This is a genomic window from Sediminitomix flava (assembly GCF_003149185.1).
GTDB classification, from domain to species: Bacteria; Bacteroidota; Bacteroidia; order Cytophagales; family Flammeovirgaceae; genus Sediminitomix; species Sediminitomix flava.
The window spans coordinates 137,148-152,818 of the sequence record NZ_QGDO01000001.1 but is presented as its reverse complement, the minus strand read 5'-3'; the positions used below and the strand labels follow the sequence as shown (position 1 = coordinate 152,818).

Below are 15,671 nucleotides of genomic sequence, written 5' to 3'. Positions count from 1 at the left end.
TTGAATAATATAGCTACTAACAAATCTATTGATACCACTTTTTGTTTTTATTTTGATATCTTTGCGCGGTTTGTTTGAAAAACATGACAATGGAAATAAGGAATATTGCAATTATTGCTCACGTTGACCACGGTAAAACTACCCTGGTAGACAAGATTTTACACGAGGCTGAACTTTTCAGAGCCAACCAAGAAACAGGAGAACTTATCTTGGATAATAATGACTTGGAAAGAGAAAGAGGAATTACTATTCTTTCTAAAAACGTCTCAGTAACTTATAACGATGTTAAAATTAACATCATTGATACTCCAGGTCACGCCGATTTCGGTGGTGAAGTAGAGCGTGTATTGAAAATGGCCGACGGTGTAATCCTTTTGGTGGATGCTTTTGAAGGTTGTATGCCTCAAACTCGTTTCGTTTTGGGTAAAGCCTTGAGTCTTGGTTTGAAGCCAATTGTTGTGATCAACAAAGTGGACAAACCAAACTGTCGTCCTGATGAAGTACATGACGAAATCTTCGACTTGATGTTTAACCTTGATGCAGATGAAGAGCAGTTGGAATTCCCAACACTTTATGGTTCTTCTAAGCAAGGTTGGATGGGGCATGACTGGAAGAACCCAACTGACAGTATCCGTCCATTGTTGGATGATATCTTGAAGATCGTTCCTCCAACACCATTTATCGAAGGTGATCCTCAAATGCAAATCACGTCTTTGGATTACTCTAAGTTTACAGGTCGTATCGCAATTGGTCGTGTAGCTAGAGGTGTGATCAAAGAAGGTGCTAGTCTTGGTATCGTGAAAAGCGATGGTTCAGTAAAAAGAGCTAGAATCAAAGAAGTGCACACATTCGAAGGTCTTGGTAAGCGTAAAGTAGAAGAGGCTCGTTGTGGAGATATTTGTGCGATTACAGGTGTTGAAGATTTCGAAATTGGTGATACAATCACATCTTTCGATAATCCAGATCCGCTAGAGCGTATTGCAATTGATGAGCCTACAATGAGTATGCTTTTCACAATTAACAACTCACCATTCTTTGGTAAAGAAGGTAAATTCGTTACTTCTCGTCACTTGAGAGACCGTCTTTACAATGAGTTGGAGAAAAACCTTGCAATGAGAGTTCAATCGACTGATACAGAAGATAAATTCTTGGTATTTGGTCGTGGTATCCTTCACTTGGCTGTATTGATCGAAACAATGCGTCGTGAAGGTTATGAGCTTCAGGTAGGACAACCTCAAGTAATCTTCAAAGAAATTGACGGACAAAGATGTGAGCCAGTCGAGCTTCTTGTAGTTGACGTACCAGAAAACTCAGCAGGTAAAGTAATCGAATTGGCAACTCAGAAAAAAGGTGAGTTGAAGATTATGGAGCCAAAAGGAGATATGCAACATCTTGAATTCGAGATTCCTTCAAGAGGTTTGATCGGTTTGAGAAACAATATGTTGACTGCTACTCAAGGTGAGGCAATTATGACACACCGTTTCTTGGAATACGCTCCTTACAAAGGTGATATCCAAGGCCGTGTGAATGGTTCAATCATCTCAGGTGAGCAAGGACCAGCTACTCCTTACTCTTTGGATAAATTACAAGATCGTGGTGTATTCTTCGTTGATCCAGGAGAAGATTTATATGCAGGTCAGGTAATTGGTGAGCATAACCGTATGTCTGATATCACTGTAAACGTACAGAAAGGTAAGAAACTTACGAACATGCGTACGCAGTCTTCAGATGCAGCAGTGAAAATTGCTCCTAAGAAACAATTCTCTCTAGAAGAGTGTATGGAATATATTCAGAAAGATGAATACGTAGAGGTAACTCCAAATACAATTCGTATGCGTAAAATCATTTTGAATGAGAACGAAAGAAAGAAAGCTGAAAAAGCTTAATTCTAATCTTTCAAAAAATAATAAAGAGGTTATTACTTATTTTATAAGTGATAACCTCTTTTTTTATGAATATGCTAATTTGTAAAAGTATGTAAACAAACCTAAATGCAGAATATTATTTTTGTTTATGTATTGTTGCCGAAACTAAACAAATACCACCCTTTTTGAGTTCTTATTTTTTATTGAAAAATTTCAATATATTCACAAATAAAGGTAAATTAGAGACTTGTCAAATTAATAACAACTAGTTGGAGGTTGGATTATCTATAAACCAATTCATCAGTTGATAAACAACTCCTGTTCCTCCATGCTAATGCTATTACACTTCAACAATTAATTACATATGAGATTTAAAACTTTTTATCGCTTGGCAATGGCGGTTTGCTTGATTGGATTTCAGGTGAATTCTTATGCTCAAGAAAATTACAACAACTCCAAGTTTAAACAACTCGACGAAAAGTTACCAACACCTAATACTTACCGTACGGGTTCTGGAGCTCCTGGTCACCAATATTGGCAACAAAAAGCTGATTATGTGATTAATGTTGAGCTAGATGAGGATACACAGAGTATCAAAGGTAAAGAAACCATCACTTACACAAACAACTCACCAGACCAATTGACTTACCTTTGGGTACAGTTGGATCAAAACATGAGAGCTAAAGACTCAGATACTTACAAAATTTCTCAATCAACAATGAAAGAGAAAATGAGTCCAGCTCAAATTGCAAGAATTGAGGGCTATCCAGAGTATGATGGTGGACACAAAATTCTTTCCGTAAAAGATGCAAGTGGTAAGGCTTTGAAATACACGATCAATAAAACGATGATGCGTGTGGAATTGTCTAGACCTTTGGCTTCTAAAAAACGTACTTCACTTCAAATTGAGTGGACAAACAACATCAACGATAGATTGCTTATGGGCGGTCGTGGTGGATTTGAGTATTTTGAAGAGGATGGAAATCACCTTTTCACTTTAACTCAGTGGTTCCCTCGTATGGCTGTTTATGATGATGTGAACGGATGGCAACACAAACAATTCTTGGGTAGAGGTGAATTTGCACTTCCATTCGGGGATTATAAAGTAAGCATTACAGTTCCTTCAGATCATATTGTAGCTTCTACTGGTGAATTACAAAATCCTTCTTCAGTATTGTCTTCAACTCAATTGAAGCGTTGGAATCAGTCAAAAACAGCTGATAAGCCTGTTCAGATTGTAACTAAAGAGGAAGCAATCGAAAAAGAGCAAAATAAAAAAAATGGTAAGAAAACTTGGGTTTACCATGCTAAGAATGTGAGAGACTTCGCTTGGGGTTCTTCTCGTAAATACATTTGGGACGCAATGGGTGTAGACATCGAAGGTAAGAAAGTAATGGCAATGTCTTACTTTCCAAAAGAAGCTTACGGTCTTTATGCAAAATATTCTACTGAAGCAGTAGCTCACACACTTGAAGTATATTCAAAATATACAATTCCTTATCCGTACCCAGTTGCAATCTCTGTTGAGGCTTCAAACGGTATGGAGTATCCAATGATCTGTTTCAACTACGGACGTACTGAAAAAGATGGAACTTACTCAGAGCGTATCAAATACGGGATGCTTGGTGTAATTATCCATGAAGTAGGTCATAACTTCTTCCCAATGATCATCAACTCAGATGAGCGTCAGTGGACTTGGATGGATGAAGGTTTGAATACATTTGTTCAATTCTTGGCAGAGCAAGAGTGGGAGCCTAACTATCCTCACCGTCGTGGACCAGCAGCTAAGATTGTTCCTTACATGAAAGGAGACAAATCGAACATTGTTCCAATTATGACTAACTCAGAGTCAATTAAGCAGTTTGGTAACAATGCTTATGGAAAGCCTGCTACAGCATTGAACATCTTGAGAGAGACTGTAATGGGTAGAGAGTTGTTTGACTATGCATTTAAAGAATATGCAAGACGTTGGGCATTCAAACACCCTCAACCAGCTGACTTCTTCCGTACAATGGAAGATGCTTCTGGTGTAGATTTGGATTGGTTCTGGAGAGGTTGGTTCTATACTACTGACCACGTAGATATTTCTATTGAAGGTGTAAAACAAGTAGATATTGATACTAAAAATCCTGAAGTAGAATATCCAAAATTGATTGCTCAGAGAGATGCTGTACCAAATATCACAGACCAGCATAACAAGGAAGAAAAACTTCAAACTCGTGTAGAAAGACGTCCTTACTTGAATGACTTCTACAATACTTATGAAGAGTATGAGGTTACGGCAGAAGCTAAAGGTAACTTCGAAAGATATACTTCTTCAATTGGTGATGAGGAATCAGCATTAATTTCATCGGGTAAATTCTACTATGAAATGTCATTTAAAAATGTTGGTGGATTGGTGATGCCATTAATTATCCAATTCAACTACACAGATGGTACTTCTGAAGTAAGAAGAATTCCTGCTGAAATCTGGAAAATGGGTGATGAAGTAGTTACTAAAGTATTCGTTACTTCAAAAGAAGTAAATGACTTTGTATTGGATCCATTCTTGGAAACTGCGGATACGGATACATACAACAACAACTTCCCACGTAAAGAAGAAATGAGTCGTTTCGAGGTTTACAAACGTCAAAAATATGGCAGTAGACCTAACCCAATGCAAAAAGCTCAAAAGGCAAAAGCAAACGGTCAATAAGAAACGTTTCTTATAGATTTTGAAAGTACTCTCCTGCACAATTCTGCGTAGGAGAGCTTTCTTTTATATTGACACAACAACTATAAATATTATACTAATGCGATTGTCTCGATTTGGAGCCTTGATGGCTTTGGTTTTCTCGATGCCATTTTTTGCATTGGCGCAAGAAAACTACAACAATTCTAAGTTTAAGCAGCTAGACGAAAAACTACCTACTCCTAATGAGTACCGCACAGGTGCTGGAGCCCCAGGTCATGCCTATTGGCAACAACGTGCTGATTATGTAATTAAAGCTGAAGTTGATGAAACTCTTCGTCGTTTGAGCGGTTCTGAAACAATTACATATTATAACAATTCACCTGATGAACTAACTTATTTGTGGGTTCAGTTGGATCAGAATGTGAGAGCAAAGGATTCTGACTCGCACAAGATCAATCAGACTAAAATGAGAGAAAAAATGTCAGTGAATGCATTCAAGAAACTTGAAGGTTTTCCTGACTATGATGGTGGACATAAAATCCTTTCTGTAAATGATGCGAAAGGGAAGAAATTACCATATACCATCAGTAAAACAATGATGAGAATCGATTTGCCATATGCTTTGAAGTCTGGTAAAAGAGTTTCTTTCTCAATTGATTGGTATTACAATATCAATGATAGAAAATTGATGGATGGTCGTGGAGGTTATGAGCATTTCCCTGAAGATGGAAATGACTTGTATACGATCACACAGTGGTTCCCTCGTATGGCTGTTTATGATGATGTGAACGGGTGGCAACACAAACAATTCTTAGGAAGTGGTGAGTTTGCTCTTACTTTTGGTAACTATAATGTAAGTATCACTGTACCATCAGATCATATTGTAGCTTCTACAGGTGAGTTGCAAAATCCATCAGCTGTTCTGACACCAACTCAGTTGAAGCGATTCCAAAAAGCAAAAACTGCTAAGCGTCCAGTAATGATTGTGACGAAAGAAGAAGCAGAAGAGAATGAAAAAGAAAAGGCTCAAGGTACTAAAACGTGGGTATACAAAGCTACAAATGTTAGAGACTTTGCTTTTGGTTCTTCTCGTAAGTATATCTGGGATGCAATGGGTGTGAAAAATATGGGTAAAACTGTAATGGCTATGTCTTATTACCCAAAAGAGGCATACGCTCTTTATAGTAAATACTCGACTGAAGTAATTGCTCATACATTGAACACTTACTCAAAATACACAATTCCTTATCCATACCCAGTAGCGATTTCTGTTGAAGCTGACAATGGTATGGAATATCCTATGATTTGTTTCAACTACGGTCGTACAGAAAAAGATGGAACATACTCTGAGCGTACTAAAGTAGGAATGATCTCAGTTATTGTTCATGAAGTAGGTCACAACTACTTCCCAATGATTATAAACTCAGATGAGCGTCAGTGGACATGGATGGATGAAGGTCTAAACTCATTTATGGAAGATGTTACTTTGAAAGAATGGGAAGAAGGTTTTCCTTCATATACATCTATGTACAAGCCTTGGTTGATCTCTTATATGAAAGGAGAGAATGGTAGAACGATGCCTATCATGACAAACTCTGAGTCTATTCCTCAGTTTGGAATGAATGCTTACGTGAAACCTGCGATGGCACTTACAGTTTTGAGAGAAACAGTAATGGGTCGAGAACTTTTTGATTATGCATTCAAAGAATATGCTACGCGTTGGGCATTCAAACACCCTAAGCCAGCTGATTTCTTCCGTACAATGGAAGATGCTTCTGGTGTAGATTTGGATTGGTTCTGGAGAGGTTGGTTCTATACTACTGATTATGTAGATATCTCAATTGAGAATGTAAAAATGGTTGAGGTTGACACAAAGAATCCTGAGAAAGAATTGGCGAAAAAGAAAGAGAAAAGAGATGCAATTCCAAATATTACAGACATGAATAATAAGAAGTCTGGTTTGGTGACGCGTGTGAAAAAGCGTCCTTATCTTGAAGATTTCTACAATACTTATGACGAATTAGATGTGACAGCTGATGCTAAAGCTTCTTATGAATCATATAAAAAAGGTTTAGGTAAAGATGAAAAAGAGATTCTTTACTCTAAGAAGTATTTCTATGAAGTATCTTTCAAAAATGTTGGAGGTCTTGTAATGCCTTTGATTATTCAGTTTAATTACGAAGATGGTTCTTCAGAAGTTAGACGAATTCCAGCGGAAATCTGGAAAATGGGTGATGAAGTGGTAACGAAAGTATTCTCTACTACAAAAGCAGTAGCTGAATTCTCACTTGATCCATACTTGGAAACAGCAGATGCAGATACTGAAAACAATGTTTTCCCTCGTAAAGAGCAAAAGAGCAAGTTTGAAGTATTTAAAGAAAATAAAATGGGTAGAGGTCAAAGCGGAGGAGGAAATCCAATGCAAAAGGCTAAAAAAAAAGAGAGTAAATAATATACTCAAACCCTAAAATGAAAAATCCCTTAGACGTTTAAGTTTAAGGGATTTTTTTATGACTAAACATTAAGTCTGTTATAGGCTACTATTCTCAAAAGTGATAGCCATATCCATTATTTCACTTTCAGAGATCATTCCTGTAATCCCTTTTTTAGGTTGTAAATAGTCAACAATGTCTTTTGGAGCCATTTTTAGAGATGTGACTAATCCGTGTATAATAACGTTTAAGTAGGACAACGAAGGTTTATTTATCTCCGATGTTAAACTGTTCTGATTTGTAAATGTGAAAATTGGTTTCTCATCTTGATACCCTAGAAGAAGTATTTTGTCATACCAAAGGTTATTTTCTATGATTGTACTTCCAGTATTCATACAAGCTTCAAAATCGAAATCTTGAAGGATGAGGTTTTCATTCTCTTGATTTACAACATCTATAAATTGCTCTTCGGTAATTAGATACATAAAACATTTGGTTGTTTGCTCATCACTCAACTGATTGGAAAGAAAACAAACACCTCCTTTATTCCATGTATTAGATTCTTTAGCAAAAAACAACTCTCTATTTATGATGAGACTTGATTGCGCAATGGGGAAAGATTTATCTCTACAGCCTTCAAAATATCGGTTCGTTCCCTGTGGAATTCCTCCTTTTATATAGCAATTAAACCTATCCACAGACATATTTGAACCGTAGCTCGCATACCAAATGTATTTCTTCATAATAATGTAGATATCTAAAAAAAGGTGTAAATCTCAAGAGAAGTTAGTTAATGAACTACTGTTTCTTGTGATTTTACACCTTGTTATTTTAACCTATATCTAAGGACTAAAGTCTAAAACCTAAGACCAAAATATCATCAATCTGATCTTCATTTCCTTTATCCATCCAATCTTCTAGTGTATTTTTTAGGATGAATTGCTGATTGTCCATTGGAGCCTGATAGTTTTCGTGAAGAAGCTTTTTAAATCGTTTCATCGTGAATTTGAACTTCTCATCCCCACCAAACTGATCTTGATAACCATCTGAGAACATATAGAATGTCATATCTTTCTCAAGAGAAACGGTAGAGGTCTCAAAATGGTGAACATTATAACCAAGGTATCCACCGATTGATCTTCTAATTCCTTTAAGTTCGTGGATTTCATTGTTTTTAAAGTAAAGAAGACCATTTCTAGCCCCACAGAAATGTAGTTCGTTATGATCCTCATCAATCACACAGATTGCCATATCCATACCATCTTTGACATCGGTTTGCTCTTGTTTTAGGGCATCTCTAATTCCTTCATCCATTTTGTATAAAATTTCTGAAGGATCGGTGATCTTTCTATCTTTTACAATACGACTCAGTAAGTTATATCCGATTACAGACATTAAAGCACCAGGAACACCATGCCCTGTACAGTCTACTACAGCGACAAACTTCTTGTTGTCTTGTTCAAGCGTCCAATAAAAGTCTCCACTTACGATATCTTTAGGTCTAAAGAAAAGCACATTTTCATTGAAAATTTTCTGAATCTGCTTTTGAGTAGGAAGCATTGCCGATTGAATACGCTTCGCATAATTTATACTGTCGGTAATTTTAACATTAGCTTGTTTCAGTAGACTATGCTGCTGTGCAATCTCAAGGTTCGCTTCTTCCAAGTGTTTAGACTGAGCTAGAATTTCCTCTTTCTGTTGCTCAATATCCATTGTACGTTCAAGTACTTTGTCTGCTAATTCTTTATTTACCTTCTCTTGTAATTCTTCATTTTTCTGAAGTTGGTTAATGAGTTCTTCCTGAGCCAATCTTCTTTCTAATTGAATCTGTTGTTGTCTATAACCTAAACCAAGTGAAAGAATAAACATTTCAATCACGAAGCCATAAATAATCATATCATAATTATGAGTAGTTGCGGCAATCAAGGATCCAAATAGTAACCAAGAAGTCGAGAATGAAAGGAAATAAGCGAGCGTATTCTTACTGAATAGTATATAGAAAATCGTTACGATTGCTACTAAAATAAGCCCTATAAAAGCATTCGTATTAATTAGGTTAACTAACTCTTCATCTTTTAAGAAAAGCATGATCGCTTCTTCAATGATAAAAGTAGCTAATCCAATAGCCGATACAACTTTAAGTACTTTATCCCACAGAGGCATTCTTTTTTCCATTTCCACAAAATATCTGATAAACATTATGTGAGCTAATGGAGCAAGTACTGATGTAGGCCATACAAACCTAATGAGTGTAGGGTTTGATGTAATTAAATAATCGTGTAGTAAATGTGATCTATAAAGGAAGTATATAGAGGCAAAAAATGCTGTAAGCGCGTAATAAAGATATGTTTTATCTCTTGTAAAGAGTGCCAAGATAAAGTTATAAAGTGCTACAAATAGAAGTAGACCTTGAACTAAACCATGAAATATATTTCTCGAAGACTCATATTCTTTAAACTCATTGAGCCATTTATCTTTTGGTGAAATTGTGAACCTTGGGGTAAGAGATGCACCATTTTCATTCTTGATACTAATCGTAAGATTTGAAATAACATTTTGAGGTAGTTTAATTATGACTCCCTTATCCAATAATGCAATATCTCTATCTTTATGTGATCTATAATAACCTGAGTAACCAGTAGAATAAGTGACTTGATTGCTTGAGTCTCTTACAACTGCCTCTAAATAAGAGGGGTTGTATAGCTTCTTGTTAGGAGACTCTAAAAGTAAAACCCATTCTTCATTTTCTGTTGTATTTATTAATTGTGAGCTAATCTCATAAGTTGAGCCAGAGCTTAGCTTGTAATCTTTCCCTAAGGGCTTTTGGCTATCTTTCCAATATAAATCTATAACATTATTCCCTTCCTTAGACTGAATGTATTGTGATGATTGTGCAAATGTTGAAAGTCCACTAAAGAAGATTATCTGTAGTATAGTAAAAGTTTTTAGCAAAAATAATTTCATAATTTGAGGTATAAAAAATCTCTATTAGAATGTCCTAATTATGCAATAGTAGATGAAAATATTCATGAATTTACACTTTAAATATTAAATAAACTTTATTTAGTTATATAGTTTTTAATATTAAATTATTATTGGTTTTGAGTGTAACATGTTTGATGTAGGCCTTTGTGTATTGTTTTCATTTATAATGAATTAACAATGTTACATAAAATCAAAATAGCATAAATAGTAAAATGAGATGTGCCAATAGTTAATAAGCTAGAATATTAGAGGTAAGTATTGTATTTTTGCTAGATATCGATAAACATAAATCCCTTACTTTACACTTTAGCTTAGAATATGGCTTACAATTTGAGAATTGTATAAGGGAGAAAAATATACGCTTATGTATTTAAGTATTTTAACGTTCTTACTGCAAATAATTTTACCTTTCAACGATCTTTTTACGGGACAAACCTGTAGAATGGATGTGATGCACGGAGGAGATCGTAACACGGAGTGGGTGGCTTTAGATGAATTCCGTATTGAAAAAGAATGGGCAGGAACGAGAACTAATCTTACAAACGATCTTAATCTAGGAACTTATAGAATTCAATTGATTCATAAGAAAGATTCTAGCCTTATCTTCTCTCAAGGGATAAATGGTATTTTTGGAGAGTGGCAAACCACAGCAGAAGCTAGCCTTATGCAACGTGCATTTCATGAGTCGTTTCGATTTCCTGAACCAAAGGAATCTGTAAAGGTTTTAATTCAGAAACGAGATTCACTGAATAATTTTGAAACACTCACTTCATTTGACCTTGATCCGAAACATTGGAGGGTGAATAGAGAAAATGTTTATGAAAAGGGGCTTTTAAAGGATATCCATATTTCGGGTAATGCAGATAAAAAGCTTGATATTCTAATTTTATCGGAAGGTTATCAGGAAGAAGATTTGTATAAGTTTTTTGAAGATGCAAATAGAATGTCTTCAGCCTTATTTAAGGAGGAGCCTTTCAAATCTCGAAAAGAAGATATTAATATTCGAGCTTTAGGAATTCAGAGTGTAGAATCTGGTATTTCAAATCCTAGAGCAAAAGAACAAGTAAATTCAGCTTTCGATCTTCATTTCAATAGTCTTGGTTCAGATCGTTATGTTCTGACATATTCCAACAAAAAGATTCGAGAGGCAATAGCACATGTTCCGTATGATGCTTTGATTATTGTCGCCAATGAAAAAAAATATGGTGGAGCAGGATTATATAATCTTTGGGCAACGGTAACCTCAGATAATAAGCTTTCAGATTATGTGTTTGTTCATGAACTTGGACATAGCTTGGCAGGATTGGGAGATGAGTATTACACTTCTTCTGTTGCGTATGAAATTGAGCCACCTAAAGTAGAACCATGGGAACCAAATCTAACAGCATTACTCTCTGATACTTTGAAATGGGCTGCTTTAGTGGACGAAGATACGCCGATTCCGACACCATGGAAAAAGGCTGAGTTCGATACTTTTGAAGAGAATTATCCACCAATGCCATCTGTGCTTTCAACTCTTGAAATACTTGATTATATGGATGAAAAAGGGGAGAAGAAGCAATTACTTTTACAATCAAGTTTATATTATGACAAAGTAGGAGCCTTTGAAGGAGGCGGCTACCTTTCTGAAAAAATATATAGGCCTCAAGTAGATTGTATCATGCATACACAAAACGATGTGGGTTTTTGTAAAGTTTGTGTGCATCACTTAAATAAAATACTAGATTATTACAGTGAAAAATAATTTTTTCATTTAGATGTTCCTTCTATGAGGATGCTTTTCTATCCATTTTATATAAAAGACAGAATCAAAAAGAGAAATCACTCATTTTTGATTTCTATTGTCGCGTTCATTATTTCAATAAGTTTACAGTTTTTCTTCTTTTACTCATCTGACTTAAGAAATTATGCAGATAGAGTTGAAGACAATCTTAAACAGGCTTCATCTAAGGTAGAATATGATCTGAACCACTTAAAGGAACAGATTAAGAAAGATGAAGTAATTCGATTTAATGACCTTTTAAGAGACAATAATTCTGCGCTTTATATATATAAAAATCAAAATTTAGTCTTTTGGAATAATAATGTAAACCCTTATTCATTGCCATATAGTGCAATTAAAGGCTATTATACAGAAAAGTGTATCTCGTATCAGAAGGTTATTTATTTTGTAAAAAAATCGGCACTTACCTTATTCAACAATGACTTCCAGTTTGTAGCTGTAATTCCTTTAGAGATTGACCCCAAGGTAGATGTATCATTTATTGAAGAATATTTAAACTCGGATATATTTCCAGAGTCTAGAAATATTTCACTTACAATAGATCAGTCTGCTGGTTTACCAATTTATAATGCTCATCATAAGTATATGTTTTCTCTTGAAAAAGGTGACTCTTATGATGTGTATTATGAAAATGTATGGCTGGTATACTTTTTTATGATTATTGCATTCTGTTATGGTACAGTGAGTGTATCCATACACATGAATGTGTTATTAGAACAACGTAAAACACTTCTTACTTTTTTCCTTCTTACTTTCTTTACAGTATTGATGAGGTTTGCTTTCCTATGGATTAGTTTCAGGTTAGGAAGTGGGAAAATAGATTCAATCTATTCTTTGTTCTGGGGGCAGGTATTTTATAGTTCATTACAAGAGTTGATCATTAGTGTCATCTGTTGTTCTGTATATTTTTACTTTTTATTCAGAAACTTCAATTACTTTATAAATATCAGAGGTGTACTACAGCTCTCTTATATTTCTAAAATCATTGTATCAGGGGGACTAGTTTTATCTACATTCCTATTTACCTACGCATTTACTCAAATTCTGAAAATATCATTTCAGTTGTCAGATTCAAGTCTTGACCTGCTTCATGGGATAAGCTTTGATTATGTAACACTGCAATTGATGTTGCTCTTTGCGATCTTTGCCAGAATTTATTTCTTCATTACGCATACAGTCAGTAAGCTACTCAATAAGCTTTTAAATGGCTTTTATTTGATTAGCTCTGTTATACTGATTGTGAGTTTTATGTTCTTTACTTTCCATTGGAGAGATGGGGAATTAACCTTAATCCTATTCAGTGCAAATGCTGTTTATGTTCTAGCTTCTGTATTATTCAACTTCCCTCAAAACATTTACAGAGATCACTTAAAATCTTTGGTCTATATCTGTTTGTGTGCGATGGTGTGTGCCTTAATTGGCGCAAATGCAAATTATTGGTATGTAGACAAAGAAAATATTCAGAAGAAGGAAAGTTTTGCTTATTCGCTAGTGAATAGAAATCCGTATGAGATGAATTACCTTATCGGATTGAAAGAGGAGATAGAGGCAAACAAGATCATTAAGAAGAATTTTAGGAACATTGAAAAGGTTCGTAACGAGCTAGAATCAAATTCTAGATACCGTAAACTGCGTCAATACTTTAATCAGTATGATGTGCTTTATTATTTCTTTGATGAAAAAGGTGTTCCATTAAACTCCAATATGAGTTTACGTTCGATGCTTAAACCCTTGATAGAATCAGATGCCGTAACTCATTTTAATAATATCTATTACAAAAATGACTTAGCGAATGGGATACGAAGATATGTCATGAATGTGAGAGTTGATGATGAATCGGGCAATCGGATTGGATATTTATTGATGGAGCTAAATATGGTCGGGAGAAACAACAATTCAGGACTCGCAGCCATGAATGTTGAAGAAAAATATTTCGACTCAGGACATGAATATTCTTATGCCGTATTTCAAGCGGATAACCTCGTTTATAGCCAAGGAGATTTCACTTATACAAAAGATTTTATAAAGAACTTTGCTTTTAAAGAGCATTCGGATTGGATGAGAAGGAGTGTAACTCTTGATGGTTACCTTCATTATCGTTTACCAGAGCAAAATGGAAACATGGTAATCATTTCATCTCAAGTATATTCTTTTGATGACTTCCTATCTAGTTTTTCATTCTTGTTTTTATTCTCACTCGTGATTTTTATTTCAAAGCTATTAGCTTTTAATATCAGTACGAAGGGAGAACAGTATACGACAAATTTTATCACAAAAATCCAGCTTTATTTAGATTTGGCTTTTTTCATCCCTATGATCATTATAGGAGGGGTGGTGCTTACAGTGCTATCCAATCGGATGAATGAAGAAATGAAAGCGGTCTATAAAGACAAGGCAAAAGATATTAGTAGAAGTATTGCTGATAAGATGGATGGTTATGTGGATAGGGAAGTGACAGAGTCCGAACTTAGAACAGAACTTCAACTTCTAGCAGGGATTCTTGGCTCTGATATTTATTTATATGATACTAAAGGAAGATTTATTGAGGCTAGTCACCCTTATCTGTTGGATGCATTTATGCTTTCAGATTACATAAATCCTAAAGCATATTCTTCAATAATAGAGTTAAAACAATCTAAAGTACTTTTATCTGAATCTATTGGTAACCTGAATTACAATACTGCTTTTGCTTCTATTCGATCTGCATCTACAGGAAATGTGATAGGGATTGTAAGTATGCCATTTTTTAGATCAGAATTCAGATTGAATCAGACGGTTTTAAGTGTTTTAGCGATAATTAGTAAACTCCTAACACTTATATTTTTATCATTGATTCCGTTCTCATATTTAATGTTTAGATCTTTGGTGTCACCTCTAGAGCTGATTACTCAGAAGATTAAAAAGATTTCTTTGAGTGAGAAAAATGAGCCTATCGATTATCATACGAATGATGAATTTGGTTTGCTTATCAATGAATATAACCGCATGTTGGTAAATCTTGAGCAAAGTAAAGTAGCTCTAGCTCGATCTCAAAAAGAAAGTGCTTGGCGTGAAATTGCAAGACAAGTAGCGCATGAGATTAAGAATCCGTTGACCCCAATGCGATTGGCTATACAGCAACTTCAAAGAACTCAAAAGGAAGAAAATCCGAGAGTAAATAGAATGTATAACATGTTGCTTACTCAGGTAGATACTTTGAGTGACATTGCTACTTCATTCTCATCTTTTGCTCAAATGCCAATTCCCAAAGAAGAAAAAATTGATATTACGGTTGTCCTTAAGCAAGTAATGGCACTTCATCGTTCTAAAGAAGAAGCAGATATTCATTTTGAAATCCCAGAAGAAAAAATTTGGGTGATTGGAGATGGGAAATTACTTGGTAGGATTTTCACGAATATTATTCTCAATGGAATACAAGCCGTAGAACAAGGTACACGACCAAAAATATATGTTGAAATGCGTGTGACAGAAGCGCATCAAGTGAGGGTAGAAGTAAAAGATAATGGAAGAGGAATTGAGCAAGAGCATCAACAAAAAATATTTGTTCCCAACTTTACAACAAAAGAGTATGGTTCGGGTATTGGTCTTGCTATTTCAAAACGTGGAATTGAGCACCTGAATGGTAATATTTGGTTTGAAACAGAGGTTGGAGTAGGTACAAGTTTCTTTGTGGAGCTTCCTTTACTAAATGAAAATCTCATTGTTTCATAATCTTTTAACAAATACAGAATTCAGACTTTTTTAGAAGTGTAGGATTTAAACTTTATCCAATGTTTATTTTTTTTATTATCAGTAGTTTACTATAACTGTTGATTAATGTTTTCAATGTTAATGACATGAGTATTTACGCGAATAACAATGAGTAAATACTTGTTTTCTAGCAATGGAACTTCTAGATGAGTCTAATAATTCTTTAAATAGTCTTATAATCC

At 35.0% G+C, this 15,671-nt stretch carries 7 protein-coding genes; 5 read left to right on the top strand and 2 right to left on the bottom strand.

The features are described 5' to 3' along the window. Window positions 1-89: 89 nt before the first annotated feature. The 3 genes from typA to BC781_RS00565 all read left to right on the top strand — a co-directional run bounded on the left by typA (window position 90) and on the right by BC781_RS00565 (window position 6,991). Window positions 90-1,886 carry a translational GTPase TypA gene (typA, locus tag BC781_RS00575; RefSeq protein ID WP_109615306.1) on the top strand — a complete coding sequence of 599 codons (1,797 nt, stop codon included), beginning with the start codon at window positions 90-92 and terminating at the stop codon, window positions 1,884-1,886. A 343-nt stretch (window positions 1,887-2,229) separates the two neighbouring features. Next, complete coding sequence (locus BC781_RS00570) at window positions 2,230-4,560, top strand: M1 family metallopeptidase (protein WP_109615305.1); 2,331 nt, start codon at window positions 2,230-2,232, stop codon at window positions 4,558-4,560. A 97-nt stretch (window positions 4,561-4,657) separates the two neighbouring features. After that, window positions 4,658-6,991 carry a M1 family metallopeptidase gene (locus BC781_RS00565; RefSeq protein ID WP_211323655.1) on the top strand — a complete coding sequence of 778 codons (2,334 nt, stop codon included), beginning with the start codon at window positions 4,658-4,660 and terminating at the stop codon, window positions 6,989-6,991. 78 nt (window positions 6,992-7,069) lie between these two features. On the opposite strand, the gene BC781_RS00560 is transcribed toward BC781_RS00565, so the two are convergent. Together BC781_RS00560 and BC781_RS00555 are read right to left on the bottom strand one after the other, a co-directional pair. Beyond that, window positions 7,070-7,714 carry a hypothetical protein gene (locus tag BC781_RS00560; protein ID WP_146201584.1) on the bottom strand — a complete coding sequence of 215 codons (645 nt, stop codon included), beginning with the start codon at window positions 7,712-7,714 and terminating at the stop codon, window positions 7,070-7,072. A 106-nt stretch (window positions 7,715-7,820) separates the two neighbouring features. Beyond that, window positions 7,821-9,935 (bottom strand): 7TM diverse intracellular signaling domain-containing protein, encoded by a 2,115-nt coding sequence (locus BC781_RS00555; protein ID WP_109615303.1) that lies wholly within the window; start codon window positions 9,933-9,935, stop codon window positions 7,821-7,823. A 385-nt stretch (window positions 9,936-10,320) separates the two neighbouring features. On the opposite strand from BC781_RS00555, the gene BC781_RS00550 reads away from it, so the two are divergent. Further along, window positions 10,321-11,700 (top strand): M64 family metallopeptidase, encoded by a 1,380-nt coding sequence (locus BC781_RS00550; RefSeq protein WP_109615302.1) that lies wholly within the window; start codon window positions 10,321-10,323, stop codon window positions 11,698-11,700. A 24-nt stretch (window positions 11,701-11,724) separates the two neighbouring features. After that, window positions 11,725-15,450 carry a sensor histidine kinase gene (locus tag BC781_RS00545; protein WP_109615301.1) on the top strand — a complete coding sequence of 1,242 codons (3,726 nt, stop codon included), beginning with the start codon at window positions 11,725-11,727 and terminating at the stop codon, window positions 15,448-15,450. Window positions 15,451-15,671 lie beyond the last annotated feature (221 nt).